At 43.1% G+C, this 18,632-nt stretch carries 8 protein-coding genes, 11 tRNA genes and 3 rRNA genes; 21 read left to right on the forward strand and 1 reads right to left on the reverse strand.

Annotated elements, in window-relative coordinates:
* Positions 1-115 precede the first annotated feature (115 nt).
* The 21 genes from RCP16_RS00005 (at position 116) to glmS (ending at position 17,622) form a co-directional block, all read left to right on the forward strand.
* Positions 116-1,670: ribosomal RNA gene (locus RCP16_RS00005) — 16S ribosomal RNA — on the forward strand.
* A gap of 279 nt (positions 1,671-1,949) precedes the next feature.
* Positions 1,950-4,872, forward strand: a 23S ribosomal RNA gene (locus tag RCP16_RS00010).
* A gap of 62 nt (positions 4,873-4,934) precedes the next feature.
* A 5S ribosomal RNA gene (gene rrf, locus RCP16_RS00015) occupies positions 4,935-5,051 on the forward strand.
* The 16S, 23S and 5S rRNA genes sit together here with 11 tRNA genes alongside, the layout of an rRNA operon.
* A 53-nt stretch (positions 5,052-5,104) precedes the next feature.
* Positions 5,105-5,180 (forward strand) — tRNA-Asn (locus tag RCP16_RS00020).
* Positions 5,181-5,183: 3 nt separating this feature from the next.
* A tRNA-Thr gene (locus RCP16_RS00025) sits at positions 5,184-5,256 on the forward strand.
* Positions 5,257-5,265: 9 nt separating this feature from the next.
* Positions 5,266-5,337, forward strand: a tRNA-Glu gene (locus RCP16_RS00030).
* A gap of 12 nt (positions 5,338-5,349) precedes the next feature.
* Positions 5,350-5,425 (forward strand) — tRNA-Val (locus RCP16_RS00035).
* Between the two features lie 28 nt (positions 5,426-5,453).
* Positions 5,454-5,528, forward strand: a tRNA-Gln gene (locus RCP16_RS00040).
* A gap of 5 nt (positions 5,529-5,533) precedes the next feature.
* Positions 5,534-5,609 (forward strand) — tRNA-Lys (locus RCP16_RS00045).
* Positions 5,610-5,621: 12 nt separating this feature from the next.
* Positions 5,622-5,703: transfer RNA gene (locus tag RCP16_RS00050), tRNA-Leu, on the forward strand.
* 8 nt (positions 5,704-5,711) lie between these two features.
* Positions 5,712-5,786: transfer RNA gene (locus RCP16_RS00055), tRNA-Gly, on the forward strand.
* Between the two features lie 21 nt (positions 5,787-5,807).
* Positions 5,808-5,884: transfer RNA gene (locus RCP16_RS00060), tRNA-Arg, on the forward strand.
* Positions 5,885-5,912: 28 nt separating this feature from the next.
* Positions 5,913-5,986 (forward strand) — tRNA-Pro (locus RCP16_RS00065).
* 7 nt (positions 5,987-5,993) lie between these two features.
* Positions 5,994-6,067 (forward strand) — tRNA-Gly (locus RCP16_RS00070).
* Between the two features lie 378 nt (positions 6,068-6,445).
* Positions 6,446-9,241 carry a phosphoenolpyruvate carboxylase gene (ppc, locus tag RCP16_RS00075; protein ID WP_069325698.1) on the forward strand — a complete coding sequence of 932 codons (2,796 nt, stop codon included), beginning with the start codon at positions 6,446-6,448 and terminating at the stop codon, positions 9,239-9,241.
* A 222-nt stretch (positions 9,242-9,463) separates the two neighbouring features.
* Positions 9,464-10,033: an RNA polymerase sigma factor SigW gene (gene sigW, locus RCP16_RS00080; protein ID WP_069325697.1), complete on the forward strand. Its 570-nt coding sequence runs from the start codon at positions 9,464-9,466 to the stop codon at positions 10,031-10,033.
* Positions 10,034-10,158: 125 nt separating this feature from the next.
* Positions 10,159-10,770 carry a zf-HC2 domain-containing protein gene (locus tag RCP16_RS00085; RefSeq protein WP_069325708.1) on the forward strand — a complete coding sequence of 204 codons (612 nt, stop codon included), beginning with the start codon at positions 10,159-10,161 and terminating at the stop codon, positions 10,768-10,770.
* A gap of 306 nt (positions 10,771-11,076) precedes the next feature.
* Positions 11,077-11,901 carry a diadenylate cyclase CdaA gene (cdaA, locus tag RCP16_RS00090; protein WP_069325696.1) on the forward strand — a complete coding sequence of 275 codons (825 nt, stop codon included), beginning with the start codon at positions 11,077-11,079 and terminating at the stop codon, positions 11,899-11,901.
* The gene (locus tag RCP16_RS00095; RefSeq protein WP_308641379.1) at positions 11,901-13,499 is read left to right on the forward strand and encodes a CdaR family protein; all 1,599 of its coding nucleotides are present in this window, start codon (positions 11,901-11,903) and stop codon (positions 13,497-13,499) included. The genes cdaA and RCP16_RS00095 overlap by 1 nt, the downstream gene beginning before the upstream one ends.
* A gap of 171 nt (positions 13,500-13,670) precedes the next feature.
* On the forward strand, positions 13,671-15,014 hold the full coding sequence (glmM, locus tag RCP16_RS00100) for a phosphoglucosamine mutase (RefSeq protein WP_137225626.1): 1,344 nt from the start codon (positions 13,671-13,673) through the stop codon (positions 15,012-15,014).
* 775 nt (positions 15,015-15,789) lie between these two features.
* Positions 15,790-17,622, forward strand: coding sequence for a glutamine--fructose-6-phosphate transaminase (isomerizing) (gene glmS, locus RCP16_RS00105; protein ID WP_308641380.1), 1,833 nt, complete (start codon positions 15,790-15,792; stop codon positions 17,620-17,622).
* 140 nt (positions 17,623-17,762) lie between these two features.
* Here glmS and RCP16_RS00110 read toward each other — a convergent pair whose 3' ends face one another.
* Positions 17,763-18,614 carry a carbohydrate ABC transporter permease gene (locus tag RCP16_RS00110; RefSeq protein WP_069325691.1) on the reverse strand — a complete coding sequence of 284 codons (852 nt, stop codon included), beginning with the start codon at positions 18,612-18,614 and terminating at the stop codon, positions 17,763-17,765.
* Positions 18,615-18,632 lie beyond the last annotated feature (18 nt).

The raw sequence follows: 18,632 nt of genomic DNA on the forward strand, positions 1-18,632 counted from the left end.
GAAATGTTTGATCTTTGAAAACTGAACAACGAGTGAGTAATGAAGGTCTTAGCCGACCTTTAAAAATAGAGAACTTCGGTTCTCGCCAGTTTTTAGATTTGAGCAAGTCAAACACTTTATGGAGAGTTTGATCCTGGCTCAGGACGAACGCTGGCGGCGTGCCTAATACATGCAAGTCGAGCGGAGTTGATGAGAAGCTTGCTTCTCTGATGCTTAGCGGCGGACGGGTGAGTAACACGTAGGCAACCTGCCCTCAAGCTTGGGACAACTACCGGAAACGGTAGCTAATACCGAATACATGATTTGTTCGCCTGAACGAATTTGGAAAGACGGAGCAATCTGTCACTTGAGGATGGGCCTGCGGCGCATTAGCTAGTTGGTGAGGTAACGGCTCACCAAGGCGACGATGCGTAGCCGACCTGAGAGGGTGATCGGCCACACTGGGACTGAGACACGGCCCAGACTCCTACGGGAGGCAGCAGTAGGGAATCTTCCGCAATGGACGCAAGTCTGACGGAGCAACGCCGCGTGAGTGATGAAGGTTTTCGGATCGTAAAGCTCTGTTGCCAGGGAAGAACGTCCGGGTTAGTAACTGAACTCGGAGTGACGGTACCTGAGAAGAAAGCCCCGGCTAACTACGTGCCAGCAGCCGCGGTAATACGTAGGGGGCAAGCGTTGTCCGGAATTATTGGGCGTAAAGCGCGCGCAGGCGGCTTTTTAAGTCCGGTGTCACAGCCCAAGGCTCAACCTTGGGTCGCACTGGAAACTGGAGAGCTTGAGTACAGAAGAGGAAAGTGGAATTCCACGTGTAGCGGTGAAATGCGTAGAGATGTGGAGGAACACCAGTGGCGAAGGCGACTTTCTGGGCTGTAACTGACGCTGAGGCGCGAAAGCGTGGGGAGCAAACAGGATTAGATACCCTGGTAGTCCACGCCGTAAACGATGAATGCTAGGTGTTAGGGGTTTCGATACCCTTGGTGCCGAAGTTAACACATTAAGCATTCCGCCTGGGGAGTACGGTCGCAAGACTGAAACTCAAAGGAATTGACGGGGACCCGCACAAGCAGTGGAGTATGTGGTTTAATTCGAAGCAACGCGAAGAACCTTACCAAGTCTTGACATCCCTTTGACCGGACTAGAGATAGTCTTTTCCTTCGGGACAAAGGAGACAGGTGGTGCATGGTTGTCGTCAGCTCGTGTCGTGAGATGTTGGGTTAAGTCCCGCAACGAGCGCAACCCTTATGCTTAGTTGCCAGCACATCATGGTGGGCACTCTAAGCAGACTGCCGGTGACAAACCGGAGGAAGGTGGGGATGACGTCAAATCATCATGCCCCTTATGACTTGGGCTACACACGTACTACAATGGCCGGTACAACGGGAAGCAATATCGCAAGATGGAGCCAATCCTTAAAAGCCGGTCTCAGTTCGGATTGCAGGCTGCAACTCGCCTGCATGAAGTCGGAATTGCTAGTAATCGCGGATCAGCATGCCGCGGTGAATACGTTCCCGGGTCTTGTACACACCGCCCGTCACACCACGAGAGTTTGCAACACCCGAAGTCGGTGGGGTAACCTGCAAAGGAGCCAGCCGCCGAAGGTGGGGTAGATGATTGGGGTGAAGTCGTAACAAGGTAGCCGTATCGGAAGGTGCGGCTGGATCACCTCCTTTCTATGGAGAATCGTTTCCTGCAACGGAAACATTCGAACGTCGTTCTTTTCGGAGAACGACAAACGCAGAACACTTCGGTGGATCTGTGGTCATTCATTGAATGGCAAAACTCACTCGCTGTTCAGTTTTGAAAGAGTAAACCTCTTTCAAACTGTTGATCCTTGAAAACTGGATACCGAAAATGAAACATCGCGTTTTAGAATGTTTCTTCTCTACTGCTGTGTTGAACAGCGTAGGCGAGAAATAATATACACCGTTTCTATGTTATAGAAACACTTAGGTTAAGCTACTAAGAGCACACGGTGGATGCCTAGGCGCTAGGAGCCGATGAAGGACGTGGCGAACAACGATAAGGCCTCGGGGAGCTGTAAGCAAGCTGTGATCCGGGGATGTCCGAATGGGGAAACCTAACTGGATTCATCTCCAGTTACTCACACCTGAATACATAGGGTGTGCAGAGGCAGACGAGGGGAACTGAAACATCTAAGTACCCTCAGGAAAAGAAAACAAGAGTGATTCCGTCAGTAGCGGCGAGCGAACGCGGAACAGCCCAAACCAAGAAGCTTGCTTTTTGGGGTTGTGGGACGTCTCTTTGGAGTTACAAAGGAATGAGGTAGGCGAAGAGGTCTGGAAAGGCCCGCAAGACAAGGTGAAAGCCCTGTAGCTTAAATCTCATTCTCTCCGAGACGGATCCCGAGTAGTGCGGGGCACGTGAAACCCCGTATGAATCTGCCAGGACCATCTGGTAAGGCTAAATACTCCCTAGCGACCGATAGTGAAGCAGTACCGTGAGGGAAAGGTGAAAAGGACCCCGGAAGGGGAGTGAAATAGAACCTGAAACCGTGTGCTTACAAAAAGTCAGAGCCCTATTAATGGGTGATGGCGTGCCTTTTGTAGAATGAACCGGCGAGTTACGTTCCCGTGCAAGGTTAAGGTGAAAAGCCGGAGCCGCAGCGAAAGCGAGTCTGAATAGGGCGACTAAGTACGTGGACGTAGACCCGAAACCAGGTGATCTACCCCTGTCCAGGGTGAAGGTACGGTAACACGTACTGGAGGCCCGAACCCACGCACGTTGAAAAGTGCGGGGATGAGGTGGGGGTAGCGGAGAAATTCCAATCGAACCTGGAGATAGCTGGTTCTCCCCGAAATAGCTTTAGGGCTAGCCTCGGAAGTTGAGTCGTGGAGGTAGAGCACTGATTGGATGCGGGGCCCGCAAGGGTTACCAAGTTCAGTCAAACTCCGAATGCCACAGACTTTATTCCGGGAGTCAGACAGTGAGTGCTAAGATCCATTGTCGAAAGGGAAACAGCCCAGACCATCAGCTAAGGTCCCCAAGTGTGTGTTAAGTGGGAAAGGATGTGAAGTTGCACAGACAACCAGGATGTTGGCTTAGAAGCAGCCACCATTGAAAGAGTGCGTAATAGCTCACTGGTCGAGTGACTTTGCGCCGAAAATGTAACGGGGCTAAACACACCACCGAAGCTATGGCTTGATACTTTGTATCAGGGGTAGGGGAGCGTTGAATGAAGATTGAAGGTGTACCGCAAGGAGCGCTGGACCTCATTCAAGTGAGAATGCCGGTATGAGTAACGAAAAGATCAGTGAGAATCTGATCCGCCGAAAACCCAAGGATTCCTGAGGAAGGCTCGTCCTCTCAGGGTAAGTCGGGACCTAAGGCGAGGCCGAAAGGCGTAGTCGACGGACAACAGGTTGAAATTCCTGTACCACCGAAAGCCGTTATGAGCAATGGGATGACGCAGGAGGATAGTGACGCGGACTGATGGATGTCCGTTCAAGCAGTGAGGCTGGTATGTAGGCAAATCCGCATACCGCAAGGCCAGGCTGTGATGAGGAGCGAAAATTGTAGTAGCGAAGGTCATGATTTCACACTGCCAAGAAAAGTCTCTAGCCAGGAAGCAGGTGCCCGTACCGTAAACCGACACAGGTGGGTGAGAAGAGAATTCTAAGGCGCGCGGAAGAACTCTCGTTAAGGAACTCGGCAAAATGACCCCGTAACTTCGGGAGAAGGGGTGCCCCGGTAGTGTGAATAGCACGAGGGGGCCGCAGTGAAAAGGCCCAAGCGACTGTTTAGCAAAAACACAGGTCTGTGCGAAGCCGCAAGGCGAAGTATACGGGCTGACGCCTGCCCGGTGCTGGAAGGTTAAGGGGAGTGGTTAGCGCAAGCGAAGCTATGAACCGAAGCCCCAGTAAACGGCGGCCGTAACTATAACGGTCCTAAGGTAGCGAAATTCCTTGTCAGGTAAATTCTGACCCGCACGAATGGCGTAACGATTTGGGCGCTGTCTCAACGAGAGATCCGGTGAAATTTTAATACCTGTGAAGATGCAGGTTACCCGCGACAAGACGGAAAGACCCCATGGAGCTTTACTGCAACTTGATATTGAACTGGGGTGCGATTTGTACAGGATAGGTGGGAGCCGTAGAAACCGGAGCGCAAGCTTCGGTCGAGGCGCCGTTGGGATACCACCCTGATCGCATTTGAGTTCTAACCTCGTACCGTGATCCGGTACAGGGACCGTGTCAGGTGGGCAGTTTGACTGGGGCGGTCGCCTCCTAAAGTGTAACGGAGGCGCCCTAAGGTTCCCTCAGAATGGTTGGAAATCATTCGAAGAGTGTAAAGGCATAAGGGAGCTTGACTGCGAGACAGACACGTCGAGCAGGGACGAAAGTCGGGCTTAGTGATCCGGTGGTACCGCATGGAAGGGCCATCGCTCAACGGATAAAAGCTACCCTGGGGATAACAGGCTTATCTCCCCCAAGAGTCCACATCGACGGGGAGGTTTGGCACCTCGATGTCGGCTCATCGCATCCTGGGGCTGAAGTAGGTCCCAAGGGTTGGGCTGTTCGCCCATTAAAGCGGTACGCGAGCTGGGTTCAGAACGTCGTGAGACAGTTCGGTCCCTATCTGTCGTGGGCGTAGGAAATTTGAGAGGAGCTGTCCTTAGTACGAGAGGACCGGGATGGACGCACCGCTGGTGTACCAGTTGTTCCGCCAGGAGCATCGCTGGGTAGCTACGTGCGGAAGGGATAAGCGCTGAAAGCATCTAAGCGTGAAGCCCCCCTCAAGATGAGATTTCCCAGTATGTAAGACCCCTTGTAGACGACGAGGTTGATAGGTTGGGGGTGGAAGTGCCGCAAGGCATGGAGCTGACCAATACTAATCGGTCGAGGGCTTATCCAAATCTACAAACGCGATGTTTCAGTTTTCGGATTCAGTTTTCAGGGAGCAACACAGCCTGACTGTTTGGTAATGATGGCGGAGGGGTTCCACACGTACCCATCCCGAACACGACCGTTAAGCCCTCCAGCGCCGATGGTACTTGGACCGCAGGGTCCTGGGAGAGTAGGACGTTGCCAAGCAGAGCAGTACAGATTGACCGTTTCAAGGAGTGATCCGAGGAGACGGTGACTATTCCCTGATAGCTCAGTTGGTAGAGCACTCGACTGTTAATCGAGTTGTCACAGGTTCGAGTCCTGTTCGGGGAGCCATTTGCTCTCATAGCTCAGTAGGTAGAGTGCATCCATGGTAAGGATGAGGTCACCGGTTCGAATCCGGTTGAGAGCTTCGCAATAGGGCCCGTTGGTCAAGTGGTTAAGACACCTCCCTTTCACGGAGGTAACAGGGGTTCGAGTCCCCTACGGGTCATATTTACTTCTTGGAGATTTAGCTCAGCTGGGAGAGCATCTGCCTTACAAGCAGAGGGTCGGCGGTTCGATCCCGTCAATCTCCACCATTTTTCTTAAATAACATGTTCACTTTATTGGGGATTAGCCAAGCGGTAAGGCAACGGACTTTGACTCCGTCATGCATAGGTTCAAATCCTATATCCCCAGCCATTTATGAGTCATTAGCTCAGTCGGTAGAGCACCTGACTTTTAATCAGGGTGTCGAAGGTTCGAGCCCTTCATGACTCACCATTTTTCTTACATGCGCGTGTGGCGGAATTGGCAGACGCACTAGACTTAGGATCTAGCGTTTCACGACGTGGGGGTTCAAGTCCCTCCACGCGCATAGGTTTTGCGGACGTGGCTCAGCGGTAGAGCATCGCCTTGCCAAGGCGAGGGTCGTGGGTTCGATTCCCATCGTCCGCTCCAATCTTTTACAAGGTTTTATTTGCGCCCTTAGCTCAGCTGGATAGAGCGTTTGACTACGAATCAAAAGGCCAGGAGTTCGAATCTCTTAGGGCGCGCCATTTTTTCTAAAAGTGAATAAACGCATAACGGGATGTAGCTCAGCTTGGTAGAGCACCTGGTTTGGGTCCAGGGGGTCGCATGTTCAAATCGTGTCATCCCGATCGTTTTGCGGGTGTAGTTCAATGGTAGAACTTCAGCCTTCCAAGCTGATAGCGTGGGTTCGATTCCCATCACCCGCTCCATTTTTTAATTCAAAGACCGGAAACGGTCTTTTTTTGCTATATATAAGTATAAAAAACTTATCATAGCTATGGAATCATGTAGATCCTGTTCTATAAATTTTGTACTTTTTTCACTTTAATTTATTCGTTTGTCGACGGAAATACTATGTTAAAAGAAGAGATATATTCTCTCTATTGATGTAAAATAACGAATACGATAGTTGACAAAATGCTTTTAGGGCAGGTGTCAATTTTCATTGTGATTGATTGGTTAAAAGTTTGCATAATCATTCATAAGTTCAAAATTAATTAAAGTAATCAGTGTAGCTTTGTTGTATGATGTTAAGAAGATGTTAACATATAGAGGAATTGACACCGGTGAAAGATAGGAGGAAGAGCATGTCTGAGTTGACAGTGAATGCTAGTAAAAATCATTCTAACAACTTGCTGCGGCGAGATGTACGTTTTTTGGGGAATATTCTAGGTGAGGTGCTTGTCCATCAAGGCGGACAGGAACTTTTGGATATTGTTGAAAAAATTCGTGAGCTAAGTAAATCATTGCGTGCAGTAGCTTTACCTGAGGTTTTTGAGGAATTCAAAACACTTATCAAAAATCTGGATTCTGATAATCGACACCAAGTGGTACGCGCTTTTGCGATTTACTTCCAATTGGTGAATATTGCAGAACAGAACCACCGTATTCGTCGTAAACGTGACTATGAGCGTTCTGCTGGAGAAACGATTCAACCTGGTTCTATGGAAAGTGCTGTTCAAGAATTAAAAGAACAAAACTTTACTGCAGACGAAGTAGAGGCTATTTTGGCTGACCTTTCGTTGGAATTGGTGATGACAGCTCATCCTACAGAAGCGATGCGTCGTGCCATTTTGGATATCCACAAACGTATTTCAGAAGACGTTACTCTTTTAGACAATCCTACACTGACTTTCCGTGAGCGCGAGCAATTACGTGAAAAGTTATTGAACGAAGTGATTACATTATGGCAAACCGATGAGTTACGTGATCGTAAGCCAACTGTATTGGATGAAGTGCGTAATGGGATGTATTATTTCCATGAAACTTTATTTGATGTATTGCCAGAGTTGTATCAGGAATTAGAACGCTCTTTGAGTAAGTACTATCCAGAGCATGAATGGCATGTACCTAGCTTTTTACGTTTTGGTTCTTGGATTGGTGGAGATCGTGATGGTAATCCTTCTGTTACAGCAGATGTGACTTGGAAAACATTACAGATGCAGCGCCGCCTTGCGATTCGGGAATATCAACGTATTTTGACAGACTTGATGAAATCATTAAGCTTCAGTACAACTATTATTGATGTATCTGAAGAATTGTTATCTTCTATTCAAAAAGATCGTCTCCATGTAACGATTGATAAGAAGTTCAGCTGGAATAATGAAAATGAACCTTATCGTATTAAAATCGCTTATATGTTGCGTAAATTAAATAATATATTAGATGAGTCTAAAAAAGGGACAGCCGAAAGTTATAGTCATATGGGTGAACTTTTAGAAGATTTGCGAGTGATTGATCAAAGCTTGCGTCATCATTATGCAGATTATGTGGCGAATACATATGTGAAAAAGTTGATTCGTCAGGTAGAACTGTTTGGTTTTCATACAGCGACGTTAGATATTCGTCAGCATAGTCAAGAACATGAGAATGCATTGACTGAAATATTAGCGAGTATGAAAATTGTAGAGGACTACTCTAAGCTTAGTGAAGAGGAAAAGATTGAACTTCTTGGTAAGTTGCTAACAGATCCTCGTCCTTTGACATCAACATACCTAAATTACAGTGAAAGCACTGAAGAGTGTCTAGCTGTATACCGTACTATTTTCAAAGCACAAAAAGAATTTGGTACAAACTGTATCTCTAGTTACTTGATCAGTATGACGCAAGGTGCTAGTGATATTCTTGAAGTGATGATCTTTGCTAAAGAAGTAGGTCTGTTCCGTCAAGATCCTGATGGTACGGTTCATTCTACACTTCAAGCAGTGCCTTTATTTGAAACGATTGATGATTTACATGCAGCACCACAAATTATGCGTCAAGTATTAAATTTACCAGCTTACCGTCAATCGGTTGCAGCTATGAATAATTTGCAAGAGATTATGCTTGGTTACTCGGATAGTAATAAAGACGGCGGAGTAGTGACAGCGAACTGGGAACTACGTCTAGCTTTGAATGAGATTACAGCGATGGGTGCAGAGTATGATATCAAGCTTAAATTTTTCCATGGACGTGGAGGCGCTTTGGGACGTGGAGGCATGTCTCTAAACCGTAGTATTTTGGCACAACCTCCTCATACTGTAGGTGGCGGTATCAAAATCACAGAACAAGGTGAAGTGATTTCTTCTCGTTATTCTTTACAGGGTATTGCTTATCGTAGTCTAGAGCAAGCTACCTCAGCTCTGATCACTTCAGCTATTATTGCTAAAGTAGGAGAACCTGAAGGGGAGAACAATAAGAAGTGGGAACAAATCATGGAAGACATCTCGGAAGTGTCACTCCATAAGTATCAAGATCTTATTTTCCGTGATGAATCCTTTATGAGTTTCTTCAAAGGTTCTACACCACTACCTGAAGTAGGCGAACTTAATATTGGTTCTCGTCCTTCTAAACGTAAAAATAGTGATCGATTTGAAGATTTGCGTGCGATTCCATGGGTATTCGCTTGGACGCAAAGTCGTTACTTGTTGCCTGCATGGTATGCAGCTGGAACAGGTATTCAACACTTCTATCAAGATAAAGAAGAAAATATGGCTGTCCTTCAAGAAATGTATAAAGAGTTCCCATTCTTCACTACATTAGTGGATACGCTACAAATGGCTATTGCTAAAGCAGATCTGATTATAGCTAAAGAGTATGCAGGCATGTATAAAGATGAAGAGCAACGTGAACGTATTTTTGGATTGATTCAAGAAGAGTTCAATCGTACTCGTGATCTTGTTCTTAAAATTACTCATCAACAAGATATTTTGGATAATGTACCTGTTATTCAGGAATCGGTGCGTTTACGTAATCCTTATGTAGATCCACTCAGTTATCTTCAAGTACAATTGCTCAATGAGCTACGTGAACTTCGTGAGCAAGATGAAGATAATCCAGAATTGCTACGTGAAGTATTGTTAACTATCAATGGTATTGCAGCAGGACTTCGTAATACGGGTTGATGTTACATCTTATCTTTAGTTGAATCGTAAAATAAGTCTTAAAATAGTCGGAATATACATTATGGCTACAAATAATGATATATTCCGACTTTTTTTGTCTGAAAGTTTAAAATTCGCAGGATTACGATTGCAATTTTGGCTTGATTGAATTACGATTTGTAGTGGATTGTAAAATAAATCTATTGCTACACATACATATAGGGTACGAAGTCTGGGGGAGTGATGGTGGATAATATAGAAACGAGATTGGTCAAACTAGCGCTTAAAGGAGATCAGCGTGCTTTTGCCGAAATCGTTGAATTATACAAAGATAAAATTTTTCATTTGGGCTATCGGATGCTAAGTAACCGTCATGAAGCAGAAGATGTTGTACAAGAAACCTTTTTACGGGTGTATAAAAACTTAGATCGATATGATCAGAAACAGAAGTTTTCTACATGGATTTACCGAATAGGGACTAATCTGTGTATAGATCGGTTACGTAAGCGTAAACCTAGTTATTCCTTAGATGCCGAATTAAATGATCAAGATGGAACAGATGGATATGCTCTTTTACCTGGTGATGAACGAACACCTGAAAGTGAATATTTACTGTCAGAAACGCAACAATTGATTCATCAAGCGATTGATTCTTTGCCTGATAAATATAAGACCGTTATGGTATTGAGGTATTTACAAGAGTTGTCGTTACAAGAAATTAGTGAAGTTATGGATATGCCTGTAACGACGATCAAAACACGTGTTCACCGTGGTCGAGAATTTTTACGTAAAAAATTAGAACCCAAACTATAAATTAAATTAGAAATTGTGAAACCCATTGAAATACAATTCGTATTTAAGAAGGTAGAAGCTGTTTCAACAGCTTCCTTTTGGTTATACGTGTTGAAAAAGTATTTGAACGGAAAGGATTGGCTCATATGGATTGCAAACTGGCCGTCTCACTGATGCACGAATATTTAGACGGCGACTTACTGGATGAAGAAACAGATGAATTGAAGCAACATCTGGCTGAGTGTTCGGAATGCCGTGTAGCATTTAAACAGTTAGAACAAACAGATATGCTTCTTTTCGCCGTAAATCACCGCAAGCCGCCAGTATCTGATGAGCTCACTGCTCGAATCATGCAGTCTTTACCCAAGTCTAAACAGACACATGTTTGGTGGACTTGGCTAAAACGACATCCTGCATTAACAGCAGCGGCAGCTTTCTTTATTATTTTGCTTGGAACACTTCCATTATGGAATGAAGGCCCGGAAATGATTGTCAAAGGCACAGATTTGGATCAAGTGGTTATTGAAGGAAATTCTGTAATTGTACCGGAAGGTCGCACGATCGCTGGTAATTTAACGATAGAAAAAGGACAGGCTAAGATTTATGGCGATGTAGAAGGAAATGTTACTGTGATTGATGGTGGTATCTTCCAAGCAAGTACAGCGCATATTTCTGGACAAGTTCAAAGTATTAATCAATCAGTAGATTGGGTTTGGTACAAAATCGCAAATGTATTTTCTGAAGTCGCCTCTCCTTGATTTGTGATTATTGCCTGAAAGGCGCCTCTTTTAAAGAAGGCGTCTTTTTGCGTGTGTGCTTATAAAACGTGTACAATAAGAAAATAGTAGGTTGCAACGATAGAAGTATCGTTATACCCTAGATATAGTAGTATTTTGTTAAACAATAGTTAGGATCAGTACAAATAATTCATAAAAATAGATTTATTGCGCATTTGGTGGCAGGTTTGGGTAATCTTTTATACAAAACCTACTTTCTGTATATACAGTCATGAGGAAAATAATAGATTAAGGGTCCACTAGATAGAACATGACGGGGGTTTCAGTATGGATTATTTTACGAGCTTAACCTGGAAAGATTCGATCAAAGATATCATTGATATTTTAATCGTCACTTATATTATTTATCAGTTAATTCTATTGGTTCGTGGTACACGAGCTGTACAATTACTGAAAGGTATTTTGGTGCTTGTATTTATCTGGGCAATTAGTAGTTGGTTTGATTTGTATACATTGAAATGGTTAATGAATCAGGCGTTTACGTTTGGTGTACTGGCGATATTTATTATTTTCCAACCCGAACTGCGACGTGGACTAGAGCAATTAGGTCGAGGTAAAATTTTTGGTCGAACGTTAGCGGATGATGAAGAGATCACCAAGATGGTCAACGAAGTAATCAAAGCAGTTCATTATCTATCCAGACGTAAAATAGGAGCTCTTATTGTATTTGAACGTACAACAGGTCTGAATGAGTATACGGAATCGGGAATCAAAATGCAGTCGATGGTGAGTTCAGAACTGCTTATTAATATTTTTATTCCAAATACCCCTCTACATGATGGAGCTGTTATTATACAAGGTCAACAAATTTCAGCAGCAGCTTGTTATTTACCACTGTCTGAGAATCCATTTATAAGCAAGGAATTAGGAACAAGGCATCGTGCAGCTATAGGAATTAGTGAAGTTGGCGATGGCGTATCTCTCATTGTATCGGAAGAAACAGGTCAAGTATCACTTGCTATGAATGGACAAGTTATTCGTGATATCCATGAAGAATCATTGATCTCTAAATTGCATGATGCATTGAAACCAAAAGTAACCACAAAAGAGAAAAAAAGCCCGTTCTGGAAACGTAAAGGAGGGGAGCAGTAATGATGGATAAATGGATCAATAACAACACAGTTGCTAAAGTATTGGCTCTGGTTGTAAGTATACTACTGTGGGTTATGGTCCATCTGGATGGAGGAGCCGCTTCAATTCGTACAACCTCCGTTTCTTCAGCGATGGGAACCAATGTGATTGATAATGTACAGGTTCAAGCGTATGGATTTGATGAAGATAAATATGTACTCAAGTCGCTTGATCCGACACGGGTGAGTATTCAGGTAAGAGGACAGCAGTCTGATCTGACTTCATATTTCTCATCAGAGAGCTACAAAGTGAAGGTAGATCTCAGTCAAGTTACTCAAGCAGGGACAGTGACATTACCTTTAATTCCTGAACTACCAGCCAGCGTACAGTATGTATCCATGAGTCCAAGTACAGTTAAAGTCACGATAGAAGAAAAAACATCCAATGCTTTTGAACCGGAAATTGTAACTCAAGGAGAACCGGCTACAGGTAATCAAGCAGGCAATCCTGTGATTACAGATGGAACAGACAAAGTGACGGTTACACTACCTCAAAGCAGACTTGAAGATGTGCAAAAAGTTCAAGGTGTGGTCAATATTGAGGGAGCAACGGATACCGTCTCCAAAACTGTATCTCTAGTGGTCTATGCCAAAGATGGATCTGTGATCAAAGATGCTGTCGTCTCACCAGCCAGTGTCAAAGTAGAAGTGCCTATAGGGACGTCTGTGAAGACTTTGCCGCTCAATCTTAGTTATACCGGTGAACTTCCTAAGAGCCTGATATTAGCCAATACAGAAGCAAGTGTGAACGAAGTGACTGTATATGGATCAGAGAAATCGCTAGCGGCGTTAGGAGATTCGATTACAGCCACAGTAGATTTAGGATCGATCAAAGAAGCAGGGACAACAAATCTCACAGTGAAGTTAGATATTCCTGAGGGTACTGATCGAATAGCGCCGTCTACAGTTCAAGTGAAAATTACTGCGGAAGCTTTCTCACAAAAAGATATTGCTAATATTCCAGTGATCTTTAAAGGGGCTAGTGAGAACTATACCAATGTGATTACAGATCCAGCTAATCAGCAGGTGACACTCAATGTTAAAGGTACACCTGAAGCGCTAGAAGCTTTAAAACCAGCTGATATTGAAGTGTCGGCTAATATTAGTGACAGAAAGCCAGGCACGTATAAAATTCCTGTACAAGTGATTTTGCCAGATACGATTGCTCTATCTGATCCAGCTAGCGCACCTACAGTTACAGTAACTATCAGTGAAAAAATAGATACCACAACGCCAAAGGATCCGGCGGATACGGATAATTCAGGAACAGATACTACCGATGGTACAGGTAGTGGGACTGATTCAGGTACGGGTACAAGTGGAACGACAACACCGGATACAAGTAACCCGGAAACGACAACTCCTTCAGAAGAAACGCCTACCACTCCAGAAGGAACCACACCTGAACAGAATCCTGAAAGCAACGGATCTGCCGGAGCAGAGAATGGTGGGACAACAACGATTCCTCCAGATAACAGTAACAGCAATAGTAATAGTAATGGTACAACATCAGAGGCGGCTACCAATACAAAAGCTGTTTTTCCTAGTACGTACCGATAAGTCATAGATAACGTATAGTATTGACTTTATGATGGGGTCAGCGTATAAAGGATAAGATTGTCTATTGGGTTGTATCCTGTCCTATAAGATGTATTTTCTACAATATCGTAAATGAAGTTGCTACAATCATAGAAATTATAATTTGAACAATAATAAGGAGCACAATAAATAATGGGTAAATATTTCGGAACAGACGGTGTACGAGGCGTTGCTAACAAAGAATTAACAGCAGAGATGGCTTACCAGATCGGACGCTGTGGAGGGTATGTACTTACTCATGGAGCAGAGAAACCGACAGTAGTCATCGGAATGGACACTCGTATTTCTGGTCTGATGCTGGAATCTGCATTGGTTGCTGGATTATTATCAATCGGTGCACATATCATCCGCTTGGGTGTAGTGAGTACACCAGCAGTAGCTTATATTACGCGTCTACTGAAAGCCGATGCAGGTGTAATGATTTCAGCTTCGCATAATCCGGTAGAAGATAACGGAATTAAATTTTTCGGTGGAGACGGCTTTAAATTAACCGATGAAACTGAACTTGAAATCGAAGCTTTGATGGATGCTAAAGAAGATACATTGCCACGTCCGGTCGGAGCAGAACTTGGAACAATCATTAATGATGATACATCCAAATTCAAGTACTTGGAGCATTTGAAATCTACAATCACTCATTCTTTTGCAGGGATGAAAATTGTAATGGACTGTGCAAATGGAGCAGCTTACGAATTGGCACCTACTTTTTTCAAAGAGTTGGGCGCAGAAGTCATTACGATTGCAGCAGAACCTAATGGTCTGAATATCAACGACCACTGTGGATCTACTCATCCTGAAAAGTTAAAAGAAGAAGTTCTTCGTCATGGCGCACATATCGGTCTTGCTTTTGATGGAGATGCAGATCGTCTTATTGCGATTGATGATAAAGGGGAAGAAGTCGATGGTGACTATATCCTTTGTATCTGCGGAGATGCGATGAATCGTGCAGGTAAATTGAAAGATAGCATGATTGTATCCACTGTGATGAGTAATATCGGTTTCTTCAAAGCGACTAAAGCTCTTTCTTTGGAAACGAAGATTACAGCTGTAGGGGATCGCTATGTGATGGAAGAAATGAAACGTGGAGGATATACGCTAGGTGGAGAACAATCCGGTCATGTGATTTTCCTTGACTATATTACAACAGGTGATGGAATCTTAACAGCAGTACAATTAGTAGATACATTAGTAGGCTCTGGCAAATCATTGAGCGAACTCAAATCAATGATGGATAAATATCCGCAAGTACTGGTAAATGTACGTGTAGAAAGCAAAGCACGTTATGAAGGCAATACTGCTATTGCAGCTGCTGTTAAATCAGTCGAAGATCAATTAGGCGATAACGGTCGTGTATTGGTTCGTCCATCAGGAACAGAATCTCTTATTCGTGTTATGGCTGAAGGTCCAAACAAAAATGAATTAGAGCAATATGTAGATCAAATTGTAGATGTAGTTAAAAAAGAATTAGTCGTATAAATCATTTATACTTGAATAGAAGGTTACTAGATGACGATATTATGGGCAGATATATGCTGTTCAGTAGATCGATTCTAGTGACCTTTTTTTATAGAAGATAATGCGTCAGATCAAGGAATAAGGTTAAATAGTAAGAGGCTTGTCTGTGATAAAATAGCTGGTTAGAAAGACTGAAAATGATTTGTGAGTATTTTGTCAGATTTTTATCATTGTTTTATAAAAGATTAATAGATATAATGTACAAGTTACCAAATGTAATGTAACTGTAATGTAAATGAAATCTAACGTACTCAAATATAGAAAGTGAGGATAGAGGTAGGCATAAAGATTCACTAAGCGCCAGAGCTTGATCGCTTCGGAGAAATTAGATCAAGCTGACGAGGTGGAGGTGTTCGAATGTTCGGCGGGGGCCTCCCGGTGACGCATCAAACCGTGAAGCAGAATTTAAAAGTAGAGAGTGATCTCTGCGACAAAGATTCTGTTTGGTGCATATGTATACACACAAAGCTGAATGATCAGCATAAGATAGAACGACTATTTTCAAAAAAATTACTAATGTGCATAGAGCATGAGCAGGATAACAGCATCACATAGAATGTACATTGAAAGCTAAATGATTGATTAAGTGATCAATCCTAGGACTCCAAACTAAATATGGTTCAGAGATAAAACACAGTGCATACCTATTCTAATGTCATGATCTGTATATCCCTGACTCTTGTTCTGATGTGCAATTCACGTCATTAGACGAACATTCGAACGGAGGAATACAACGATGTGTGGTATTGTTGGATATATTGGGAATAAAGATACGCAAGCTATTTTGGTGGATGGACTTCGCAAGTTAGAATATCGTGGTTATGATTCAGCGGGGATTTCTGTTTTTACAAGTAAAGGATTGCAAGTGGTTAAAGCTTTGGGTCGTATGACGAATCTGGAAGCAAAATTAGAAGATCATCCTTTGGTAGGTAATGCAGGGATTGGACATACACGCTGGGCAACTCATGGTAAACCATCTGACCTTAACTCTCACCCACATACAGATGGAACAAGCAAATTCTCTGTTGTGCATAACGGAATTATTGAAAACTATTTGGAGCTTAAAGACGAATTGATCTCTTCTGGTGTTGTATTTGTATCGGAAACAGATACAGAAGTTATCGCTCACCTTGTGGCTCGTGAATATGACGGAGATATCGTTAAAGCTGTACAAAAAGCAGTAACATTTATGCGTGGTGCTTTTGCACTTGGCGTATTAACAGAATATGAGCCTAATAAATTAGTCGCTGTACGTCAAGCAAGTCCGCTTGTTATCGGCGTAGGTAAAGGCGAGAACTTTATCGGTTCCGATATTCCTGCAATCTTGAAATACACACGTGATGTGTACATTTTGGAAGATGGCGAAATGGCTGTATTGACTGAAGATGCAGTAGAATTGATGACGATTGAAGGCAACTTTATTTCTCGGGAAATATTCCATGTCGATTGGGATGCAGTAACCGCAGAAAAAGGCGGATTCGATCATTTCATGTTAAAAGAAATCTATGAGCAACCTAAAGCTTACCGTGATACAATGCTTGGTCGTATCAACGAAGATGGTAAAGGGGTTCATTTCACAGACTTGAAATTAACTAAAGAACAAATTAAAAATATTCGTAATATCCAGATCGTTGCTTGTGGTACAGCGTATCATGCAGGTCTTGTAGGACGTAATATTATTGAAAACCTAGCGAAGATTCCTGTAGAAACAGATGTAGCTTCTGAATATCGTTACCGTTCACCAATCATTGCTAAAGACACTTTGGTGATTGTAGTGAGTCAATCCGGTGAAACAGCAGATACATTAGCAGCTCTACGTGAAGCACAAGCAAATGGTGCTCATGTTATTGCTGTAACGAATGTCGTGGGTAGTTCGATTGCTCGTGATGCCAATGATGTTATTGCTACATTAGCAGGTCCAGAGATTGCTGTAGCTTCTACTAAAGCGTACACGTCTCAATTGATTGCTTTCTACCTATTGGGTCTATATATGGCTGAAATTCGTGGAACGAAAACTACTGAAGAAATCGCTCATATTCTTGCAGCAATGGATTCATTGCCTGAGCAAGTAGAGCAAGTATTAACACAAGCGCCGATCATCAAAGAATATGCAGAGCATATCGCTCAACATAAACATTTGTTCTTTATCGGACGTGGTGTGGATTATGCGGTAGTACAAGAAGGTTCTCTGAAATTAAAAGAGATTTCTTATATCCACTCAGAAGCTTATGCAGCAGGCGAATTGAAGCATGGTACACTTGCTTTGATTGAAGAAGGTATTCCTGTAATTACGCTAGCTACACAAGAAGATGTGCTTGAGAAAACACTAAGCAACATCAAAGAAGTGAAAGCTCGCGGTGCAGAAGTGATGGTTGTAAGTTATGAAGAACGTCGTGAAGAGCTAATGAAATCGGTAGATAAAGTATTATCGATTCCAAGAACATTGCCATTATTGACTCCAGCATTGTCGGTAGTTGTATTGCAGTTGTTAGCTTATTACGCTTCACTAGCACTTGAGCATGATGTGGACAAACCACGTAACCTTGCGAAAAGTGTAACGGTAGAGTAGTATTTCCGAGTGATTAAAGTTTAATTTTTTACAAAATAAGATTTAACCATACAAAAAGCCGAGCACTATCCAGGTTCATTCCTGATAGTGACTCGGCTTTTTTGCTGATAAGCACATATTAAATGATTCAACTATAATAATTACTTCACAGCACCTGCTGTAATCCCACTAGCAATCTGACGCTGGAAAAAGATATACATAATCAATACCGGTACAATACTGATAAACAATCCTGCAAACAGTGGACCCCACTCTGTACGATACTGCATCTCAGCTTGCATTACAGCGATACCAATTGGGAGTGTATAATGATCAGGATCATTGACCAATACCAGTCCAACAAAATACTCATTCCAGATATTCAGAATATTAACGATAGCTACGGTGACAAGTCCGGGTTGAGAAAGGGGAAGCATGACTCTGAAAAAGGTACCAAAGTAAGAAGCACCATCAATTGCTGCGGCTTCTTCTAATTCTTTCGGTAATGTTTTGAAAAAGCCAACGAGCACAAACACCCCAAAAGCGATCAATGTAGTGGCATATACCAGAATCAAACCGATCGAAGTATTAATCAGATTAAGCTTGTTCATTAAGAAAAATAATGGAATCAATGCCAGACTAAATGGAACCATCATTGAACTGATGTATAAAAGAAACAATACGTTACTACCTCTAAATGGATAACGAGCCAGTACATAAGCTGTAGTCGCTGATAAGACTAAGCCTAAAACAGTTGAACCCAGTGTGACGATTAATGAATTTGTAAAATATTTACCGAAGTTATACGTTTCCCATACATACGTAAAGTTGCTCCATAACAAAGGAACATCCGGTAACGCCCATGGAGGGTTGGCATAAAATTGTTTGTTATCTTTGAGTGCATCGAGCAATGTCCATAGTAGTGGATAGAGTACGGTAATACTCCAAGCACCTAGAATAAGATAGAAAAAGATACGAATAATAGGATGACGAATACCCATAATACTGCCCATCGAACTCCTCCTTGATTA

It is taken from the genome of Paenibacillus nuruki (assembly GCF_963311185.1).
GTDB classification, from domain to species: domain Bacteria; phylum Bacillota; class Bacilli; order Paenibacillales; family Paenibacillaceae; genus Saccharibacillus; species Saccharibacillus nuruki.